The organism is Capnocytophaga sp. CM59 (assembly GCF_000293175.1).
In the GTDB taxonomy this organism is placed as follows: Bacteria; Bacteroidota; Bacteroidia; order Flavobacteriales; family Flavobacteriaceae; genus Capnocytophaga; species Capnocytophaga granulosa.
This window is the reverse complement of the sequence record NZ_ALNN01000025.1, coordinates 26,144-44,953: the sequence shown is the minus strand read 5'-3', so window position 1 is coordinate 44,953 and position 18,810 is coordinate 26,144. Positions and strand designations below refer to the sequence as shown.

Annotated in this window: 22 protein-coding genes and 1 tRNA gene; 21 read left to right on the top strand and 2 right to left on the bottom strand. The window is 41.9% G+C overall.

All coding sequences use genetic code 11. The annotated features are described in order from the left end of the window. Positions 1-583 precede the first annotated feature (583 nt). The 11 genes from HMPREF1154_RS13340 to HMPREF1154_RS07170 all read left to right on the top strand — a co-directional run bounded on the left by HMPREF1154_RS13340 (position 584) and on the right by HMPREF1154_RS07170 (position 9,425). Positions 584-745 (top strand): hypothetical protein, encoded by a 162-nt coding sequence (locus tag HMPREF1154_RS13340; RefSeq protein WP_157231253.1) that lies wholly within the window; start codon positions 584-586, stop codon positions 743-745. A gap of 2 nt (positions 746-747) precedes the next feature. Next, the gene (locus HMPREF1154_RS07215) at positions 748-1,224 is read left to right on the top strand and encodes a hypothetical protein (RefSeq protein WP_009641899.1); all 477 of its coding nucleotides are present in this window, start codon (positions 748-750) and stop codon (positions 1,222-1,224) included. A 78-nt stretch (positions 1,225-1,302) separates the two neighbouring features. After that, positions 1,303-1,836 carry a CopD family protein gene (locus HMPREF1154_RS07210; protein WP_009641896.1) on the top strand — a complete coding sequence of 178 codons (534 nt, stop codon included), beginning with the start codon at positions 1,303-1,305 and terminating at the stop codon, positions 1,834-1,836. Between the two features lie 82 nt (positions 1,837-1,918). Further along, positions 1,919-2,911, top strand: coding sequence for an NAD(P)H-dependent glycerol-3-phosphate dehydrogenase (locus HMPREF1154_RS07205; protein WP_009641891.1), 993 nt, complete (start codon positions 1,919-1,921; stop codon positions 2,909-2,911). A gap of 70 nt (positions 2,912-2,981) precedes the next feature. Continuing rightward, complete coding sequence (locus tag HMPREF1154_RS07200; RefSeq protein ID WP_009641902.1) at positions 2,982-3,584, top strand: Uma2 family endonuclease; 603 nt, start codon at positions 2,982-2,984, stop codon at positions 3,582-3,584. A 125-nt stretch (positions 3,585-3,709) separates the two neighbouring features. Next, positions 3,710-4,732 (top strand): TlpA disulfide reductase family protein, encoded by a 1,023-nt coding sequence (locus tag HMPREF1154_RS07195; protein ID WP_009641904.1) that lies wholly within the window; start codon positions 3,710-3,712, stop codon positions 4,730-4,732. 162 nt (positions 4,733-4,894) lie between these two features. Then, the gene (locus tag HMPREF1154_RS07190) at positions 4,895-5,710 is read left to right on the top strand and encodes a hypothetical protein (protein ID WP_009641907.1); all 816 of its coding nucleotides are present in this window, start codon (positions 4,895-4,897) and stop codon (positions 5,708-5,710) included. A 145-nt stretch (positions 5,711-5,855) separates the two neighbouring features. Next, positions 5,856-6,503: a porin family protein gene (locus HMPREF1154_RS07185; RefSeq protein WP_009641922.1), complete on the top strand. Its 648-nt coding sequence runs from the start codon at positions 5,856-5,858 to the stop codon at positions 6,501-6,503. Between the two features lie 122 nt (positions 6,504-6,625). Next, positions 6,626-7,270, top strand: coding sequence for a porin family protein (locus HMPREF1154_RS07180; RefSeq protein ID WP_009641890.1), 645 nt, complete (start codon positions 6,626-6,628; stop codon positions 7,268-7,270). Positions 7,271-7,401: 131 nt separating this feature from the next. Further along, entirely contained in the window at positions 7,402-8,334 is a 933-nt protein-coding gene (locus tag HMPREF1154_RS07175; protein ID WP_009641903.1) for a hypothetical protein, read from the top strand. Between the two features lie 152 nt (positions 8,335-8,486). Further along, positions 8,487-9,425 (top strand): hypothetical protein, encoded by a 939-nt coding sequence (locus HMPREF1154_RS07170; RefSeq protein ID WP_009641897.1) that lies wholly within the window; start codon positions 8,487-8,489, stop codon positions 9,423-9,425. 91 nt (positions 9,426-9,516) lie between these two features. On the opposite strand, the gene guaB is transcribed toward HMPREF1154_RS07170, so the two are convergent. Then, the gene (gene guaB / locus HMPREF1154_RS07165; protein ID WP_034567090.1) at positions 9,517-10,995 is read right to left on the bottom strand and encodes an IMP dehydrogenase; all 1,479 of its coding nucleotides are present in this window, start codon (positions 10,993-10,995) and stop codon (positions 9,517-9,519) included. Between the two features lie 430 nt (positions 10,996-11,425). Between guaB and HMPREF1154_RS07160 the strand changes: the two genes are divergently transcribed. The 9 genes from HMPREF1154_RS07160 to HMPREF1154_RS07120 all read left to right on the top strand — a co-directional run bounded on the left by HMPREF1154_RS07160 (position 11,426) and on the right by HMPREF1154_RS07120 (position 17,593). Then, positions 11,426-12,388 carry a transporter gene (locus HMPREF1154_RS07160; protein ID WP_198004481.1) on the top strand — a complete coding sequence of 321 codons (963 nt, stop codon included), beginning with the start codon at positions 11,426-11,428 and terminating at the stop codon, positions 12,386-12,388. Positions 12,389-12,510: 122 nt separating this feature from the next. After that, on the top strand, positions 12,511-12,939 hold the full coding sequence (locus HMPREF1154_RS07155; RefSeq protein ID WP_034567086.1) for an energy transducer TonB: 429 nt from the start codon (positions 12,511-12,513) through the stop codon (positions 12,937-12,939). 54 nt (positions 12,940-12,993) lie between these two features. Continuing rightward, positions 12,994-13,416 (top strand): energy transducer TonB, encoded by a 423-nt coding sequence (locus tag HMPREF1154_RS07150; protein WP_009641906.1) that lies wholly within the window; start codon positions 12,994-12,996, stop codon positions 13,414-13,416. A 69-nt stretch (positions 13,417-13,485) separates the two neighbouring features. After that, entirely contained in the window at positions 13,486-14,382 is an 897-nt protein-coding gene (gene cysD / locus HMPREF1154_RS07145; protein ID WP_009641925.1) for a sulfate adenylyltransferase subunit CysD, read from the top strand. 16 nt (positions 14,383-14,398) lie between these two features. After that, positions 14,399-15,100 (top strand): zinc metallopeptidase, encoded by a 702-nt coding sequence (locus tag HMPREF1154_RS07140; RefSeq protein WP_009641920.1) that lies wholly within the window; start codon positions 14,399-14,401, stop codon positions 15,098-15,100. 80 nt (positions 15,101-15,180) lie between these two features. Next, on the top strand, positions 15,181-15,966 hold the full coding sequence (gene kdsA / locus HMPREF1154_RS07135; RefSeq protein WP_034567085.1) for a 3-deoxy-8-phosphooctulonate synthase: 786 nt from the start codon (positions 15,181-15,183) through the stop codon (positions 15,964-15,966). 31 nt (positions 15,967-15,997) lie between these two features. Further along, the gene (locus HMPREF1154_RS07130; RefSeq protein ID WP_009641884.1) at positions 15,998-16,924 is read left to right on the top strand and encodes a glutaminase; all 927 of its coding nucleotides are present in this window, start codon (positions 15,998-16,000) and stop codon (positions 16,922-16,924) included. A 56-nt stretch (positions 16,925-16,980) separates the two neighbouring features. Further along, complete coding sequence (locus HMPREF1154_RS07125) at positions 16,981-17,220, top strand: hypothetical protein (protein WP_009641894.1); 240 nt, start codon at positions 16,981-16,983, stop codon at positions 17,218-17,220. Then, positions 17,207-17,593, top strand: coding sequence for a type II toxin-antitoxin system VapC family toxin (locus tag HMPREF1154_RS07120; RefSeq protein ID WP_009641909.1), 387 nt, complete (start codon positions 17,207-17,209; stop codon positions 17,591-17,593). The genes HMPREF1154_RS07125 and HMPREF1154_RS07120 overlap by 14 nt, the downstream gene beginning before the upstream one ends. Before the next feature lie 56 nt (positions 17,594-17,649). Here the strand turns inward: HMPREF1154_RS07120 and HMPREF1154_RS07115 are convergent. Next, positions 17,650-17,720: transfer RNA gene (locus HMPREF1154_RS07115), tRNA-Gln, on the bottom strand. Between the two features lie 127 nt (positions 17,721-17,847). On the opposite strand from HMPREF1154_RS07115, the gene HMPREF1154_RS07110 reads away from it, so the two are divergent. After that, the gene (locus HMPREF1154_RS07110; protein WP_009641885.1) at positions 17,848-18,804 is read left to right on the top strand and encodes a phospholipase A; all 957 of its coding nucleotides are present in this window, start codon (positions 17,848-17,850) and stop codon (positions 18,802-18,804) included. Positions 18,805-18,810: the final 6 nt, after the last annotated feature.

The following is an 18,810-nucleotide window of genomic DNA, read 5'->3' as shown; positions in this document are numbered from 1 at the left end:
GTCTCTCCATTGCTATCCAAAGGCTCACGACGAGCGTATGTCCAAAGAATTTCTAAAGCCTCTTCCATGATTTCAAAGTAAAAAGTAAAAAGTAAAAAGTAAAAGGTAAAAAGTAAAAAGTAAATTATTTGCTAATCTTTGTAAGACGCAATAAACTCACGTCTCTACCCTAACGCTGGCTAAGACAATTCCAGATGAGCGTAGTCCCTTGTAGAGACGCAATTTATTGCGTCTTAACAAATACGCCTTAACAAATACGCCTTAACCAGTCGGATTATAAAATCGTTTTCTACTATTGATTAGCGCCAACGATTAACAACTACTAAGACGAAGCAAAATTACAACATTTAGGACGGGGAAGTCAAGAAAAAGAAGGGTGAGAAGTAAGAATTTATACAATAAAAAATGGTGTTAAGTATTTAACAGTGATCAGAAGTCAGTGGCCAATGGTCAGTCTATTGTAACTCAAAATTAAAAACTCAAGACTCAAAACTTTTCTTGACTTTTGATTGATAATTTCGTAAATTTGCACGCTGAAGTAATTAAAATGTAAGGAGTGCTAACAACTAAAACCTAACAACCTATGATTAGAAAAGAGATTGCTCCCAATATAATGGAGACTGTTATTGAAAATCCAAGCGACAAACTCTTAGCTATTTGTCGCAAAATGCGTTATCGCAAAATGGAGCGCAAAGAGGAAATTTTAAAGAATACTAAGGAAGTTACATCACGTATAAAGATTTAATTTTGGGAAATTTAGAGGTAAAAATTCCTTTTATTACAGAACAGGGAAATGAATACACATTAGAATTTGCTATAAATAAAGATATCCCCGATGTATCCATTCCTATACCCATAGTTGAAATCTCTATAATTTTAGAGAAACGTACTACTAACACTAATTCTTTTAAAGTTTTCAACTATATCATTGAGAAAATACGAACATATTTGTCTAATCACGATGTGATTCTCTTCTATTACTGTGATGGTGGAGATCTATATTATCGTAGCAATAACAAACGAAAATTTACTTCTCCTCAACATTTTAGAAGTGTATTTTTTAATACTCTATTTAAAAAGGCAAACACTTCTTTACTAATTGAGAATCAAGTAATAATTGACGAGATACATGGAAATCACTATTTTTCCTTTATTTATAATGAAAAATACAAATCTTATATTCAAATCCTTCTAGAAGAATTAAAGGACCTTGAAGACAAATAACTAAACGAATCACTAACAAATATCGGATAAATTACCATTTACCCCTAGAACAACTTAAAACTAAAAACTGATATTATTTTGTATCTCATTATTAAATCCATACACATCATCTTTGTGGTGAGTTATTTTGCAGGGATTTTCTATATAGTACGCCTGCTCATTTATCATACCGAGGCCTTACAAGGCAAGGAGGGACAAGAGCGCGACATCCTACACAAGCAATACTCGTTTATGGAAGAGCGTTTGTGGAATATCATCACCGTGCCTGCCTTGGTTATTATACTGGTTTCAGGCATCTACCTATTATGGGCGTTCCAGTGGGTGTTCCTAACCCAAGGGTGGATGCATATCAAGCTCCTTGGCATCGTCCTGCTCTTGGCTTATCATTACTGGAGCTGGCGCACACTCAAGGAGTTACAACGCGGAGAGACCCGCTACAGCTCGGTCAAGCTACGTATGGCCAATGAAGTGGCGACCCTATTGCTCTTTGCTATCGTCTTTGCCGTGGTACTCAAGGACTTATTCCTACAATATTGGTGGGCTACCCTCTTGAGCTTCGTGGCTATGGGCGCACTGATTATGGCCGTAGTAAAAATTGTCAACAAAAAATAGAGGTAAATAATTAGGGATTAGAATCTGATAACTGAAAACAGGCAAAACCTTTTACCTCATTACTTTTTACCTTTTACCTAATATGATGAAATATACAGTACTTGGTGGTGGTAGCTGGGCGACGGCTATCGTAAAGATTCTCAGTGAGAACCTCCCTGAGATTACTTGGTATATGCGCAACGATCTGGCTATCTCGCATATCAAAAAATACAAACATAACCCTAACTACCTCTCCTCGGTGGAACTACATACGAACAAAATCCATCTGACCAGCAACATCAATGAGGCCGTGGCGTGGGCGGATTATGTGATTTTCGTAATTCCTTCGGCTTTTTTGGTTTCGGAGCTTTCCAAACTCACGATACCACTCAAGGACAAGGTCATCTTCTCGGCTATCAAAGGGATCGTCCCCGAATCCGGCTTGGTGGTAGGCGAACACCTTATGGAGGCTTACGGCATCAACCCCATGAATATTGGGGTGATCACTGGCCCTTGCCATGCTGAGGAGGTAGCGCTCGAACGCCTCTCTTACCTAACGGTAGCCTGCGAAGATCTTCTCAAGGCAGAGGAAATGGCCAAGGCACTACGCGGCCCTTTTATCCGTACCAAAATCAGTGAGGACATCATAGGAGTAGAGTATGGGGCTATGCTCAAGAACATCTATGCCATCGCCGCAGGGATCGCCCATGGTTTGGGCTATGGGGACAACTTCCAGAGTGTGCTGATGAGCAATGCTATCCGCGAGATGCAGCGCTATGTGGACGCTATTCACCCCATCGCCCGCGACATCAACCAATCGGCCTACTTGGGCGATTTACTCGTTACGGGGTATTCTGCTTTTAGCCGTAACCGCCTCTTTGGTAGCATGATAGGTAAGGGCTATTCCGTTAGAAGCGCCTTTATGGAGATGAATATGGTAGCCGAGGGCTACTACGCTGTGGAAAATGCCTATAAGATCAACCAACGCCAATCCCCCCCTGCCTATACCCCTATACTCGATGCTGTCTATAAGGTGCTCTACCTGCATCACCCCGCCCGCGAGACCTTCCAAAAACTGACAGAAGAAATGGACTAAAATAATGACTAGTGACCAATGACTAATGACTAGTGACCAGTGATTAGTGACTAATAATTAATTCTCTTTTATGGTAACCAATATCAACCAACTGAATCTAAACAAGTTATACACCTATGCCGATTATCTGCTTTGGCAGTTTTCTGAGCGTATAGAATTGCTGCGCGGGAAAATTTTTAAAATGAGTCCCGCTCCAAATATGCGTCATCAAAGTATATCTGGCAGACTCTTTGGAGAGTTATATGTAGCCTTTAGAGATAAGAAATGTCGTCTCTTCGCCGCTCCCTTTGATGTACGTTTGCCACAGAAGGGGAAGGCTGATGAGCAGATATACACAGTATTACAACCCGACATCTGTGTAGTCTGTGATCCTGAGAAATTGGACAGTCGGGGTTGCTTAGGGGCGCCTGACTTGGTTATAGAGATTCTCTCTCCCAGTAATTCCCAGCGAGACCTAAAGGACAAATACGAACTCTACCAAGAAGCAGGCGTACCTGAATACTGGATCGTCCGCCCCGAAGAGCGAAGCATCACCATCTATGTCCTAAAAGACGGTCTCTATAGTGCTTCTCGCCCTGTAGTAGAAGGCGAATGGGTGCACTCAGCCACTTTCCCCGCCTTGGAAATAGACACGAAAACTATATTCAATGATCCGATTACTAGTGACCAATGACTAATGACTAATGACTAATGACTAGTGGCTAGTGACTAGCAATTAATAAAATAAAAAAATATACTAAAATTCATTGCTGTATTATCATTTTTTTCTAATTTTGCTGCTAAATAAAATATCAAGTAATGAAGAAATTGATAAGTCTTTTAGCCTTAGGGCTTATAGGGTGTCAGAACACCCAACAGCAAGCAGGTACTGCTGCCAGCACTACCGAAACTGCCGCTTTGGCGGGCGACCACTATGTGATTGAAGGAACCACTCCTGTTTATCCTGAAGGGGCACGTATCTTTCTATACCGATACAAAGATAGAGCTTACACCCCTGTAGATTCAACTGCTATTGATGCACAAGGGCATTTCCGCTTTGAGGGAAAAACAGAGGAACCCTTGGTCTATGCGCTACGCTTGAACGGCAGTGGTACACGTGCTCACCTATATTTGGACAACTCCCCCGTGGAGCTGATTCTCAATCCTAACTGGAATTTTGAGTTTCTCCGCTCCAGCGATGCTGCTCAGCTTTTCGAACGCTATAACCGCATGGCTATCAATAATGCCTTAGACCTAAACAAAGAAATCAAAGAAGCGCCTACCTCCCCACACTTGGCTTATTTCTTGGCACGCAACGCCTACAAATACGACTATGATACCTTGGTAACGCTTCGCAAAGGCTTAGATGCCTCCCTCAAAGACAACCCTTACTTGAAGGAATTAGATGCCGCCATAGCCCAGTTGGCCAAAATACAACCAGGAGCAGAAGCCCCTGAAATAGACTTAGTAGATGCACAGGGCAAAAAGGTGTCCCTTAAAGACTTCCGCGGCAAAAAACTCTTGATAGACTTTTGGGCATCTTGGTGTCCTGACTGCCGCAAGGCAAGTCCTGAGCTGGTTGCCTTATACAAAGAATACAAGGACAAAGGTTTGGAAATCCTTAGCGTATCCTTAGACGAAGATACCAATGCTTGGCAAGCGGCCATCAGCAAAGACCAATACACCTGGCCACAGGCCTTAGCCAAGGGAGTATGGAAGTCCAACGCCGCCCAGACCTATGCCCTTCGCTGGATTCCTACCGCTATCCTTCTGGACAAGGACGGCAAAATCCTTAAACGCTCTATACATATAGGAGAACTCAAAACAATGATTAACGATTAATGGTTAATGATTAATGGTTAATGGTTAATGATTAATGTTCATCATTGTTGGCGTTAATCATTAGTGGCATTAATCATTAATCATTGTTGGCATTAATCATTAATCATTGTTGGCATTAATCATTAGTGGCATTAATCATTGTTGGCATTAATATTAATCTTTATGAAAAAGACAATTATTTTCGCGCTAAGTGCGCTCTTAGTGGGTGCCTGCGCCAAAGAAGATCCAGAGGAACCTGGGCTACCTGAGATCCCCCCTCGTGGTTTTAGTTTGGACAAGGCTCCATTCTACCCTGCCACGACTACCTATGATGCAGGCGCTTTTTCAAGGAGTGACTTGCAACTCTACCTCACCAGCAAAGAGGGAAAAGAGTTGTATATACAAATGGATATGGCTCACTTGGGCAAAAAAATAGACCTAAGCCAACCCGAAAAAGGTATCGTGCCTCCTGGTCAACCGTGGGAGTTCAGGGCGCCCTCTTGGCGTATCTATGGAGAGGAAGGCCATACCGCCGAGGCAGGTAGCTACCTGCAAATCAAAGAAGGAGGTGCCGTAAGCCCAGGTAAGCGCTTTGTGATTGCCTACCGCATTACCTACAAAGGACATACTGCCCAAGGCAATGAGACACTCACCTTTGTAGAGCATGTCTCCTCTGGCTTATACTATAAGGGTACGAAGATTGAGCCAAGAGTAGGCTATACACTTGCAAACCAGCGCTTGGTAATATCGCTCTCGGATCCCAAGAACATGGACAACGCCTTTACTTTTGAGCTTAGTGAAAAGCATATAGGCGAACTCCTCCCCTTGGACAAGGTAGATAGCGACGAAAATTATTGGTCTATACAGTACCCCGATGGCCGCTACGAGGGCAAAACAGGCCACCTCGCCCCCACCGGTAGCTGGATACGCGTAAACCAAATAGGCGGCCAATACAAACTACTGTTCTTTATCAACAATGAGTTTAAAGGAAACCTCTAAATAGTGAAGAGTGAATAATGAAAAGTGAAAAATGTTTTTCACTATTCACTTTTCACTCTTCACTCAAAGACTTGGCATAGTTTTTGCAACACTCTCAATGAATTAACAGCATCAATAGTATATTGACTGCAAAACACTTAAAAACATGAGAAAAATTGCACTTTTAATTGCCCTGACCATTTTCGGTCTCACACAAGCAAATGCCCAAAACTTTGGTTTCAAAGGAGGGTATAATTACAGTAGCTTCAATGGCGATGTCGCCAAAGACAACACACTCAAAGGGCTTAGTGGCTTCTATGTTGGTGCCCTTTTGGAACTACCCTTAGGCGATGTCATTTCCCTCCAACCAGAGGTGATTTACTCCCGACAAGGTGCCGTTTGGGAAAAAGATTACAACAAGGTGCCTATCTTGGGCAAAGTAACTATAAAGAATGACCTAAGATTGGACTATCTTAATATCCCTGTAATGGCCAAAGTGAATCTCGGCCCACTCTTCCTACAAGGAGGCGTACAGTTTGGTTTCTTGGTAGGCAAGCCTGAGACAAGCAGCACTGTCAATGGCCTACGTGTAACAGAACAAGTGGACAAAGACGCTTATGCCTCTTTTGATTTTGGAGTAGGCGCAGGATTGGGCGTCAATCTCAGTCAGCACTTCTTTGTAGAAGCCCGCTACACCCACTCCCTTACCAATGCCCTTGACCCTAACAACAACTCTCTAAAGAATGCACATATCAGCGATGATAATAACTTCAAGAATGCTGTACTCTCTTTAGGACTTGGAGTAAAGTTCTAATGTAAGTGAAAAGTGAAAAGTGAAAAGTGAAAATCTCTTCACTTTTCTTACAAAAACTGGTGTAATTCTTGTGCTTATACACATTTACATCAATAGAATATTGACCATAAAACACTAAAAAAATGAAAAAAATTGCGCTTTTAATCATCATGGCCGTATGCGGGCTTTCACAAGTTCGCGGCCAAGACTTTGGAGTCAAAGCAGGGTACAACTATAGCACATTCAGCGGGGAAACGTCCTCCATCTCTACCATTGAGGGACTTAGTGGTTTCTATATAGGCGGCTTGGTAGAACTGCCTATAAGCAATGTGCTTTCCATACAACCAGAGCTTATTTTCTCCCGACAAGGGGTTGCTTTGAGACAAGAACTCAAAGGCTTTGGTTTTAATGTTAGTATCAATAATGCTGACATTAGGCTCGATTACCTTAATATCCCTGTAATGGCCAAAGTGAATCTCGGCCCGCTCTTCCTACAAGGCGGAGTACAGTTTGGTTTCCTTGTGGGCAAACCCGAAGTGGGTCGTTATATTACCAATGTGCGTATGGGCACCCTCTTGGACAAGGATTCTTATAACTCCTTTGACTTTGGAGTAGGTGTGGGATTGGGATTCAACCTTAACCGTCGCCTCTTTGTAGAAGCACGCTACACCCACTCCTTAACCAATGTCTTTGACCCTAATGATAACCTCTTCAAGACCTCTCTTATCAGCAACGACAACAACTTTAAGAATGCTGTTCTGTCAGTAGGACTTGGAATAAAATTCTAATGAAGTGAAAAGTTTTTCACTTTTCATTTTTCTAACTATTGATATTTAAAAAATATATTGTACATTTGCTCCAAAATAGGTGAAGCATATCAATCACCAAACAATTAAAGAACATCAAAAACCAAATAAAGATGAAAAAAGTAATCCTCGGCCTTGTGGCCATTGCAGCGCTTGTTAGCTGTAAGAAAGAAGATAACGGAAACGACTCTACCATTCAGGAAGGAACTTTTCCTAAGGAAGTTACCTACAAAAATGAAAATGGGAAAGTCGCATCGAAACTTGTCTCCCTTATAGAAGGAGGAAAAATTCTTTCCTCTGAAATGGAGATCTATAATGAGAATGGCACTCCTATAAGAACTCAGAAAGACATTATTACTTATGAAGGTAACCTTATCAAAAAGAGAGAAACTACAGGAACAGGTGATGATCCTAACTATAATTCTTTTACAGAGACCTTTTCTTATGACGGAACCAAACTTGTAAAGAGTGTCACTGATTACAAGAAAATTGTCAAAACTATAACCACTACCTACTCTTATGATGGCGACAAACTCACTAACATGGTAAAAACAGAACCTATACAAACCACAGAAAATGGCCAGCGTGTAGAAGGTACCAAATATACAGAGACCAATTTTACCTATAATGGTGATCGTATTACAGTAAAGGAGAAAACCTATACAAAAAAACCAAGTGGATTTATAACAGATGAAAATACTTCTTTTAAAATCTACACAGTAGTAGGTGGCAATGTAGTTAAGGAAGAGGTTACTTATAGCCCCTCTGCTAAAGAAACGATTGAGTATACCTATGACACTAAAAATAACCCTATGGTGAACAATCTTACTAAGATAATTTCACCTGATTATTTTATAAAAAAAAGTAGGGGTAGAAATAATTTGCTTACCGCTACAATTACCCAAGTGAGAAATAATCAAACTTTTGTCACTAAACAATATTATGAGTATGTGTACAATGACAAAGACTACCCTACTTCTCAGAAACACTTTATAGAAGAAAATGCACAAAAGAAACCTGCTGGTTCTATCGAGTTCCAATACTAACAAAAAAATTAAAGAAGAGTGAAAAATGAAGTGTTTTTTCACTCTTCACTTTAACTATTGATATTTAAAAAATATATTGTATTTTTGCTGCCAGATAAGTAAAAAATACAAATCACTAAACAATTAAACAAACATCAAAAATTAGATAAAAAATGAAAAAAGTAATTCTCGGCTTAGCAGCCATTGCAGCCCTTGTCGCTTGCAGTAAAGACAATGGTAATGATAATTCCAATAGTAATGGTGGGCTCAACAACAATGGAGATCCTACTATTGAACAAGAGACTTTCCCTAAGGAAATTACCTATAAAGACAAAAATGGAAATATCATAATGAAGAGTGTTTATACTATCGTAGGAGGAAAAATAGCAGGTTGGACTTGGACTTCATACGAAGATGAACAAGTAAAATCTGAGAAAACTATTATTAATTACAAAGGAGATCTCCCTGAAAAAGAGCTAAGCCCAGGGCAAACAGAGACCTATACTTATGAGGGTAACAAACTTATAAAAAAGATAGAAGAAAGAGAGCGTGAAGGAAGTATTAGAAAAACAGAGACTACTTATACTTATGAAGGAAATAATATCTCTAAAATTATAGAAAAGAAAGCTTCAAAAGTTTATTGGAATAACAATTTAGTTGAAGCTACTTCTTTCGAAGAGTCTAATTTCCAATACAATGGAAATCTTATTGTTGTAAATAAAACAGGCTATGATGAATTGGCTGACAAAACTAAACTAAATCAAGAGGTAAGTACTGTTACTTACACCGTAGAAAACGGAAATCTTGCTAAGGAAGAAGTAACTATTAGTCCTTCTCATAAGGTAGTTACCCAATACACCTACGACAACAAAAAGAATCCAAAATCAATTAACCTCCAGAAAATATTGTACCCTGATTATTTTACAAATAAAAATCTTAGTAAAAATAACATACTAACTATTACAGAAACTATCACGAAAAATGGTAAAACTGAGGTTAAGAGAAGTTCTTACGAATACGTCTACAATGGTGACTATCCTACTACTGTAAGAGAATTTCAAGAAAGAAATGGTAATAGAGTACTTGAAGAAATTACTGAATATAAGTACTAATTAAATAAATAACAAAAAGTGAAGAGTGAAAAGCGAAAAACACTCTTCACTTTTCACTCTCTATTAGTCATTTGTCACTTGTCACTATTCATTATCTTGAATAGTTCGGTGCTTCTTTAGTAATGGTGACATTATGTGGGTGACTTTCAGCAATACCACTGGCGGTGATACGCACAAAGCGACCTGTTTCCTTAAGCGTCGCAATATCCTTAGCGCCGCAATAGCCCATACCAGCACGTAAGCCCCCAATAAACTGGTGCATGCTCTCTTGTAGTTCACCCTTATAAGGCACACGCCCTACGATACCTTCAGGTACGAGCTTTTTGATATCGTCCTCCACATCTTGGAAATAACGGTCTTTACTACCATGTTGCATAGCCTCCACGGAACCCATACCACGGTAGGACTTGAACTTCCTACCTTCAAAGATAATGGTTTCCCCTGGGGATTCCTTGATACCCGCCAAGAGCGAACCAAGCATCACACAGTCTGCCCCTGCGGCAATAGCCTTGACGATATCCCCTGTATAGCGGATACCCCCGTCGGCAATTACAGGTATCTGTAAGTTGTTTTCTTTTAGTGCCGCAGCCACTTGCATCACTGCTGAGAGCTGTGGATAGCCTACCCCGGCCACCACACGAGTGGTACAAATAGAACCAGGGCCTATACCCACTTTCACCGCATCGGCTCCTGCCTCAGCTAAGTAGATGGCAGCCTCTGCGGTAGCTATATTACCCACCACCACATCCAAGTGAGGAAAATGTTCTTTGACTTTCTTGAGCACAGCCACCACCCCGCGGGTATGACCATGAGCGGTATCAATCACCACGGCATCCACCCCAGCATGTACAAGGGCTTCGGCGCGTTCTACTGCATCGAGGGTAACCCCAAGGGCAGCCGCTACACGTAGGCGACCGATACTATCTTTGTTGGAAACGGATTTGCTTTGCAGATTGGCTATATCGCGGAAGGTAATCAGCCCCACCAGTTTGTAGTCCTTATTCACTACAGGAAGTTTCTCTATCTTATGGCTTTCCAATATCTTTTCTGCATCTTTCATGGAGATACCCTCAGGTGCAGTAATGAGGTTTTCCCCTGTCATCACCTGGGTAATAGGGCGGTTTTTATCGCGTTCAAAACGCAGATCTCGGTTCGTAACAATCCCCTTGAGGATACCTGCGTCATCCACGATAGGGATACCCCCTATGCTATGTTCTTTCATACAGAGTTTCGCATCACCTACTGTAGAGATGAGTGAAAGTGTCACAGGGTCTATGATCATACCACTTTCGGCACGCTTGACCTTTCTCACTTGTAGGGCTTGCTCCTCTATGGTCATATTCTTGTGGAGCACCCCTATGCCCCCCTCGCGAGCAATTGCTATGGCCATAGCCGATTCGGTTACTGTATCCATCGCCGCAGAGACAATGGGCACATTCAGCGGAATATTCCTACTAAAATAGGACTGTGTAGAAACCTCCCGTGGGAGTACCTCTGAGTAATGTGGCACCAAGAGCACATCATCATAAGTAAGCCCTTCGCTAATAATTTTGGGGTTGTTGGTAGTCATAAAAGATACATTTTGGAATAAGGACACAAAGTTACATTTTTAATAGCAAAGTCGCTTATTTTTAACAATACTTTTATTTTAGTGGTCAGTGGTTAGTGGTTAGTGGTCAGTGGTTAGTAATGCGAATCAATAGTTAAAAACATCTGTATAATCTAATTCGTTAAGACGCAATAAATTGCGTCTCTACGGATGACTACGCTCATTAGGAGTTGTCTTAGCCAGCGTTAGGGTAGAGACGCAATTTATTGCGTCTTAGAAAGTTAGTAAATAATATTTTAACTATTGATTCGAATTAGTAGTCAGAAACTAAAAATTCAAAATTCAAAACCATATTTTTTTCGTACATTTGTACCCTATATCAGTGGTCAGTGACCAGCAGGCAGTGGTCAGTAGACAGCAGTCATTGACAATTGACAATTAACAATTAATAATTATTCTCTTGCTTCGTTTTATCAAAGAATGGACGCTGCCTGTCTCTATGGGGATAGGAGCTATCGTATATCTCATCTTTTATTATGTGGAAGCCTTGGAAGGGCTTTCCCAGCAGTTGGCACCTATTTTTGACGCCATACTGCCGCTATTCATGTTCCTGATTCTCTATGTTACTTTCTGTAAGGTAGATTTCAAAAAAATCGCAGTGGTCAGATGGCATATTTGGACAAGTGCCTTCCAAATACTTTTTGTAGGTTTACTCATGGGAATGATCCTGCTGCTAAGACTCACGGGGGATGCACTAATCCTCTCGGAGAGTGTATTGGTCTGTGCCATCAGCCCTTGTGCGGCAGCCGCTGCGGTAGTAACGCTCAAGCTTGGCGGCAATCTCGAACAAATGACTACCTACACCTTCCTCTCCAACCTCGTGTGTGTATTGCTGATTCCTATCTGCTTCCCACTGATAGAGCCAGCTTCGGGCATCACCTTTTGGAGTGCTTTCCTTCTGATACTCAACAAGGTCTTCCTCGTCTTGGTCGTCCCCATGCTGCTCGCCTTACTCACCAAGAGCCTGCCACCGCTAAGGAGGTACCACCAATGGCTCATACACATACCCGATCTGTCCTTTTACCTATGGGGCTGTTCGCTGATGATTGTTACAGGTACCACCCTGAAGAACATCATGAATGCCCAGACGAGCCTTGGCTTCTTGGCTGTTATCGGATTATCGGGCTTGGTATTATGCCTGTTACAATACGCGGTAGGTTGGAAGATAGGTCGCCATCTTGGCTGTACCATTGAGGCCGGCCAGTCCTTAGGACAGAAGAACACCGCCTTTGCTATATGGATTGCCGCCACCTACCTCCACCCCCTTTCCACCGTAGGGCCAGGCTGCTATATCCTCTGGCAGAATATCATCAACTCCTGGGAACTCTCCAAAAAAGGGAAATACGCAAGCTAAATAAGTGAAAAACGAATAGTGAAGAGTGAAGAACGCTTTTCACTATTCACTATTTACTCTTCACTTCCTTAACTTGTGTATGTAGAAAATAAATTGTACTTTTGCCTTTCAATACAGAAAATATGACAGCTATTAGGAACTTATTTCTTATAGGAATGCTCTTGGGGGCTTTCTCCTTATATGCCCAAGAAGAGGAGGAGGTTTCTTTTATCCTAATAGAGAAACACCCTTATTACGTACAAACAGACACCCTTACAGGAGAAACAAAGGAAATACCTATCAAGAATTTTTTAGACCAATGGGTAATGAAGAATTTTAGGTACCCTCAGCAAGCTGTAGAAAAAAAGATACAAGGCAGAGTAATAGTAGCCCTTAGGATAGATAAAGAAGGTCATCTTTCTATAAAAAAGATATACGGACGTAATCCCCTCTTGGAAGAAGAAGCCTGTAGGATATTTGACGGATTCCCTCAGCTCTCCCTAGCCTTACTAAGAGGCAAGCCTATAAATGTTGTCTATAACTATCTTATCGTATTCAGACTTGACAACTGACCACTGACTTGTATATGTAGAAAATAAATTGTAATTTTATTTCTTAAAAATATTATGAAAGTAAGTAGAATTCTATATCTTATAGCTATTATTTTTAGTTCTTTTCCCTTGCAAGCACAGGAAGAGGAGGATATTCCTTTTGTCCTGATAGAAAAACACCCTTATTACTTACAAATAGATACCATTACAGGAGAAACAAAAGAAATACCTTTCAAATATTTTTTAGACCAATGGGTGATAAAAAATTTTCAATATCCTGAAGAAGCCTTGAAAAAGAAAATACAAGGTAGAGTGATACTTACTCTTAAGATAGATAAGAAAGGTATTCTTTCTATAGAAAAAGCAGAAGGAGATCCTATTTTAGAAAAAGCAGCCCGAGAGGTATTTGAAGGATTCCCTCAACTGGCTCCAGCTGAACAGCGAGGGAAACCTGTAGTGACCTTTTACCAGTATCCTATTTCCTTTAGGAAGGATTGAGGATAGTGCTTATTATTTCAGATTTTTCCATGATCTCTCAGAAATGATTCACTAAAATAAGTGTATTTTATGAACGAACATCTCAAGCAATTAGAAGCAGAAAGCATTTATATCATGCGCGAAGTAGCCGCGCAGTTCGAGCGTCCTGCCCTCCTCTTTAGTGGCGGCAAGGACTCTATTACCTTGGTACATTTGGCTATCAAGGCCTTTGCCCCTATGAAGATTCCTTTTCCTTTGGTGCATATCGACACAGGCCACAACTTCCCTGAAGCGATTGCCTATCGTGATGCCTTAGCTAAGCGCATCGGGGCGGAGCTTATTGTTCGCCAAGTGGAAGATACTATCAAGGCGAAGGGACTGACCGAACCTAAGGGCAAGTTTGCCTCTCGCAACTGGCTACAAACCCACACCCTTTTGGATACCATTGAGGAGTTCCAGTTTGACGCTTGTATAGGGGGTGCCCGCCGCGATGAGGAAAAAGCACGTGCCAAAGAGCGCTTCTTCTCGGTACGTGACGAGTTTGGCCAATGGGATCCCAAGCTACAACGCCCCGAACTGTGGAACATCTACAACGGACGTATCCATAAGGGAGAAAACGTACGTGTATTCCCTATCTCCAACTGGACAGAGTTAGACGTATGGAGCTATATCCAACAGGAAAACATCGCACTGCCTTCTATCTACTTTGCGCACAATAGGGACGTGATTGAGCACGAAGGTCGCCTGATTGCTGTTTCTCCTTTTATCCAGATTGACGAAAACGACCAAATCCTCAACAAACGTGTCCGCTACCGTACCGTAGGTGATATGACCTGTACGGCTGCCGTGGAGAGCAACGCCGCTACCCTTGAGGAAGTAGTAAGAGAAATATCCGCCTCCCGCATCTCCGAACGTGGCGAAACCCGCATTGACGACCGAGTTACCGAAGCCGCCATGGAGGATAGGAAAAAAGGAGGCTATTTCTAATGATTAACAATTAAATATGATTTTATACTACGTAATTTTAGGCGCCATATTTTTGGCCAGTTGGTTGGTGAGTAACCGCCTACAAAGTAAGTTTGCACACTACTCTCAAGTGCAACTACGCAATGGAATGAGCGGTAAGGAAATCGCCGAGAAGATGCTCCATGACAATGGTATCTACGATGTGAAAGTAACCCATGTTCCTGGTCAGCTTACTGACCACTATAATCCTTTAGACAAAACAGTAAACCTAAGCGAGGCAGTATACAACCAGCGTAATGCCGCTGCTGCCGCTGTAGCGGCTCATGAGTGTGGCCATGCGGTACAACATGCCCAGGCCTACGCTTGGCTAAACCTTCGTTCTAAGCTCGTCCCAGCGGTCAATATCTCCTCCAACCTCTCCAATATACTCATTATTGTAGGGTTTCTCTTAGGAGCTGCGGCTAAGGTAGGATTTGGCTATTGGGTAGCTGTGGCAGGGGTAGCCCTTTTCGCTATTACCACGCTCTTTACCCTCATCACCCTCCCAGTGGAGTATGATGCCAGCAATCGCGCTTTGGCTTGGCTTAAGAGCAAGAACATGGTTACCCGTGAGGAATACGCCGGTGCAGAAGACTCCCTCAAGTGGGCTGCCCGTACCTATGTGGTAGCTGCCCTTGGCTCCCTCGCCCAACTCCTTTACTGGGTCTTTAGACTCATGGGAAGCAGCAGAGACGAATAGAAAAGTGATTAGTGATTAGTGGTTAGTGATTAGATGTTAACAACTAATCACCAACAACTCAAAACTCAAAACTCAAAACTATGAAAGATAACTTTCTCCTCATGGCTGGCCCTTGTGCCATAGAAGGTGAGGAAATGGCTATGCGTATAGCCGATAAAATTGTAAAAATCACTCAGAAACTGGATATCCCCTATATCTTCAAGGGTAGTTTCAAAAAGGCCAATCGCAGCCGTATAGACTCTTTTACGGGTATAGGTGACGAAAAAGCACTAAAAATACTCCAAAAGGTCTCCCAAACCTTTGGTGTGCCTACTGTAACCGATATTCACGAGGTGAGCGATGCTGCTATGGCGGCCGAGTATGTAGATGTCCTACAGATTCCAGCTTTCTTAGTCAGACAAACCGACCTTGTGGTAGCAGCGGCCAAAACAGGCAAAACAGTCAATCTCAAAAAAGGACAGTTTATGAGTCCTGAGAGTATGAAGCATGCCGTACAGAAGGTCTTGGACAGCGGCAATGATAAGGTGTATATCACCGATAGGGGAACCATGTTCGGCTATCAGGATATGATCGTGGATTTCCGCGGTATCCCGACTATGAAACAATATGCCCCTGTCATTCTGGACGTTACCCACTCTCTGCAACAGCCCAACCAAAGTTCAGGAGTAACGGGGGGGCGTCCTGAAATGATTGAGACCATCGCCCGTGCTGGAGTGGTCAATGGAGTAGATGGCATCTTCATAGAGACCCATTTTGACCCTGCCAACGCCAAAAGCGATGGGGCAAATATGCTTCACCTTGACCTACTCGAAGGCCTCTTGACCCGACTGGTGGCTATCCGACAGACAATCAACACTTTTAAGTAAAAACACACTATACCAACTAATTACTATCATCATGAACGAGCAAACGGCTTATGCCAAAACCATCACAGGTATCTATAACAAAGTGTATCAGGGGAAAAACATAGGGAAAATACCTACCTATATTCCCGAATTGCTCAATGTCAGCCCTGATAAGTTTGGCATTGCCATCCATACCCTCAGCGGGAAAACCTTTGGTATTGGGGATTATCAAGAAAAATTTTCTATACAGAGTATAGCCAAAGTGCTGTCACTCTCTATGGCGTACGATATCTTTGGAGATAGTATTTGGGAACGGGTATCGGTGGAGCCTTCAGGAACTTCGTTTAACTCGCTTTTGCAGCTGGAGGCCAACAATGGAATCCCCCGTAACCCACTGATCAACGCAGGGGCGATTGTCATTTGTGATATACTGCTATCCCATTTCAAGAATGCCGAAGAAGAGTTTATCAAGTTCGTTCGCCAATTGGCCAATGATCCTACCATCAACTATTCTGAGGAGATTGCAGCTTCGGAAAAGGAAGTAGGTTACCGCAATTTTGCGTTGTGTTATTATATAAAATCGTTAGGGAATATAGAGAATGAGCCAGAGCGAGTGTTGGATTTCTACTTTAAGCTCTGTTCGATAGAGCTTACTTGTGAGTCCTTGGCCTATGTATTTACTTTCTTGGCCAATGATGGTATTACCCTACATGACCAGCAGCGTATCCTTCCCCATGTCTATACCAAGCGTATCAATGCCATCATGCAGACTTGTGGGTTCTATGACGAATCGGGCGAGTTTGCCTTCCGTGTAGGTCTCCCTGGTAAGAGTGGTGTCGGTGGGGGTATCGTCGCTATCATGCCTGGGCACTACGCCATAGCTGTATGGAGTCCGCGCCTGAACGAAAAAGGCAACTCCTACCGCGGAGTGAAGTTCTTAGAAGGTTTTACTATGCAAACACAGATATCTGTGTTTTAAGTAAAGATAAAGCATCATACAAAAATTAATTGTAACTTTGCAAAAAACAAAGTCTTATGTCTGCTACATTAACACCACAGAAAAAAACCAAGAGGAAAACTACTATTTCCTCTGGGCAAAATTCACTTCATTCTGTTGCTGAGCAAGACACCACTGCTCCTATAGAGACAGAAGAAGCTGAGAGAATACAACGCTTAAAGGAAGCTATTCCTCAATTACAAGAGCTAACTGTTCGCCTAATAGAAGAAGGCAAACTAAAACCTTTTAATAGAAAAGATCTCTATGGTAATTTGTGATACGAATATCATTAGTAAATTACTTCAGAAAAACCCTGATGTTGTAAGGTATATCAACAACATAGGTGTAGAGAATATTGCTATAACTCCTATTATTTTCATAGAAATATACAGATGGTTAAGCCTCTATAAGGGCATTGACAAGCCCCAAAGACTACTGTATAAAAGAACTCTCAATGATTTTAAGATGCTCTATCTCAATGAAGAAATTTCTCTTTTGGCAATGGAAGCCGTTACCAAACATGATAGTCTCGAACCCGCTGATATTCTTATAGGAGTAACGGGAGTGTATTATAATATTCCTGTATATACCCACAATACAAAACATTTCAAACTCATCAAGAATATTTCTTTATACCAAGAAGTATCATAGTAAGTAAAAAGTGAAAAAGTGAATAGTTTTTCACTATTCACTTTTCACTTAATTTGTTGGTCTACAAGGACTCGAACCTTGAATTACAGAGCCAGAATCTGTCGTGTTACCATTACACCATAGACCATCGCCATTTGCGGGGGCAAAGATACAACTTTTTTTGAAACTGACAAAATATTTTCTGTAGTCAGTAGTCAGCAGGCGGTAGTCTGTGCTCAGAGTGACAACTCAAAATTAAAAACTCAACACTATTAATGAAACTTTCTTTACCTATTATCTTTTCCTTTTTCCCTTTTATGGGGCTATGCCAAGAAACGGCAACAGATACGATCCAAAAGACAGCAATCATAGATACGATCCTACCGCTACCCTACTCCATTAGCACTGCCGCTACGGATGCCAATATAGAACGCGCTTTGTCCAAAAGCTGGGAGCTGGATCGTCAGGATCAGCGGGGTACATTCCATATCATGGAGTACCAACCCATGTATATCATGCCCATGCGCTTTACTGATTGTCCTACCAAACAGCCACAAAGCCTCAACCCTGAGCGCCCTATCCCTGAGTCTCGTAAATACCAAAATGTAGAACTCAAATTCCAAGTAAGCCTCAAAACCAAGATCCTACAAGATGCTTTTGCCAAAGGCGATGTATGGGTAGCCTTTACCCAACAGGCCTACTGGCAGATGTACAACGGAGGTCTTTCACGCCCTTTTAGGGAACTAAACTACGAACCCGAACTCATTTTTACCTATCCGATCAACTTTTCCGCAGGTAATCTCAAGCTCAAAATGCTTGGTCTTTCTATCAATCACCAGTCCAATGGCAAGGAAGCGTCTCTTTCGCGAAGTTGGAACCGCTTTATCCTAACAGCCTTGGGCAAGTGGGAGAGGGTAACTTTCAATTTCCAACTCTGGAAACGATTTACTGAAACCACAGTAGAAGACGATAATCCCCAAATAGAGGACTACATTGGCCGTTGCCGACTTACCTCCATTATTCCTATTGGCAAAACAGCCCTTTCTATCTCTATGCGTAACAACCTCAATTTCAAGCATAATCGTGCACATATAGAGGCTTCTTGGGTCGTACCTCTTAACCGAGATCTACGCCTTTTCCTACAAGCCTCTCATGGTTATGGAGACTCTTTAATTGACTATAACTATAAGCAAACCGTTGTGGGAGTTGGCTTTACTCTTATTGATTTGTAGGTGAAA

Excerpts from the sequence above, each read along its gene's own strand:
- HMPREF1154_RS13340 (WP_157231253.1), top strand. The coding sequence starts at position 584 with ATGATTAGAAAAGAGATTGCTCCCAATATAATGGAGACTGTTATTGAA.
- HMPREF1154_RS07205 (WP_009641891.1), top strand. The coding sequence starts at position 1,919 with ATGATGAAATATACAGTACTTGGTGGTGGTAGCTGGGCGACGGCTATC.
- HMPREF1154_RS07200 (WP_009641902.1), top strand. The coding sequence starts at position 2,982 with ATGGTAACCAATATCAACCAACTGAATCTAAACAAGTTATACACCTAT.
- HMPREF1154_RS07195 (WP_009641904.1), top strand. The coding sequence starts at position 3,710 with ATGAAGAAATTGATAAGTCTTTTAGCCTTAGGGCTTATAGGGTGTCAG.
- HMPREF1154_RS07190 (WP_009641907.1), top strand. The coding sequence starts at position 4,895 with ATGAAAAAGACAATTATTTTCGCGCTAAGTGCGCTCTTAGTGGGTGCC.
- HMPREF1154_RS07185 (WP_009641922.1), top strand. The coding sequence starts at position 5,856 with ATGAGAAAAATTGCACTTTTAATTGCCCTGACCATTTTCGGTCTCACA.
- HMPREF1154_RS07180 (WP_009641890.1), top strand. The coding sequence starts at position 6,626 with ATGAAAAAAATTGCGCTTTTAATCATCATGGCCGTATGCGGGCTTTCA.
- HMPREF1154_RS07175 (WP_009641903.1), top strand. The coding sequence starts at position 7,402 with ATGAAAAAAGTAATCCTCGGCCTTGTGGCCATTGCAGCGCTTGTTAGC.
- HMPREF1154_RS07170 (WP_009641897.1), top strand. The coding sequence starts at position 8,487 with ATGAAAAAAGTAATTCTCGGCTTAGCAGCCATTGCAGCCCTTGTCGCT.
- guaB (WP_034567090.1), bottom strand. The coding sequence starts at position 10,995 with ATGACTACCAACAACCCCAAAATTATTAGCGAAGGGCTTACTTATGAT.
- HMPREF1154_RS07155 (WP_034567086.1), top strand. The coding sequence starts at position 12,511 with ATGACAGCTATTAGGAACTTATTTCTTATAGGAATGCTCTTGGGGGCT.
- HMPREF1154_RS07150 (WP_009641906.1), top strand. The coding sequence starts at position 12,994 with ATGAAAGTAAGTAGAATTCTATATCTTATAGCTATTATTTTTAGTTCT.
- cysD (WP_009641925.1), top strand. The coding sequence starts at position 13,486 with ATGAACGAACATCTCAAGCAATTAGAAGCAGAAAGCATTTATATCATG.
- HMPREF1154_RS07140 (WP_009641920.1), top strand. The coding sequence starts at position 14,399 with ATGATTTTATACTACGTAATTTTAGGCGCCATATTTTTGGCCAGTTGG.
- kdsA (WP_034567085.1), top strand. The coding sequence starts at position 15,181 with ATGAAAGATAACTTTCTCCTCATGGCTGGCCCTTGTGCCATAGAAGGT.
- HMPREF1154_RS07130 (WP_009641884.1), top strand. The coding sequence starts at position 15,998 with ATGAACGAGCAAACGGCTTATGCCAAAACCATCACAGGTATCTATAAC.
- HMPREF1154_RS07125 (WP_009641894.1), top strand. The coding sequence starts at position 16,981 with ATGTCTGCTACATTAACACCACAGAAAAAAACCAAGAGGAAAACTACT.
- HMPREF1154_RS07120 (WP_009641909.1), top strand. The coding sequence starts at position 17,207 with ATGGTAATTTGTGATACGAATATCATTAGTAAATTACTTCAGAAAAAC.
- HMPREF1154_RS07110 (WP_009641885.1), top strand. The coding sequence starts at position 17,848 with ATGAAACTTTCTTTACCTATTATCTTTTCCTTTTTCCCTTTTATGGGG.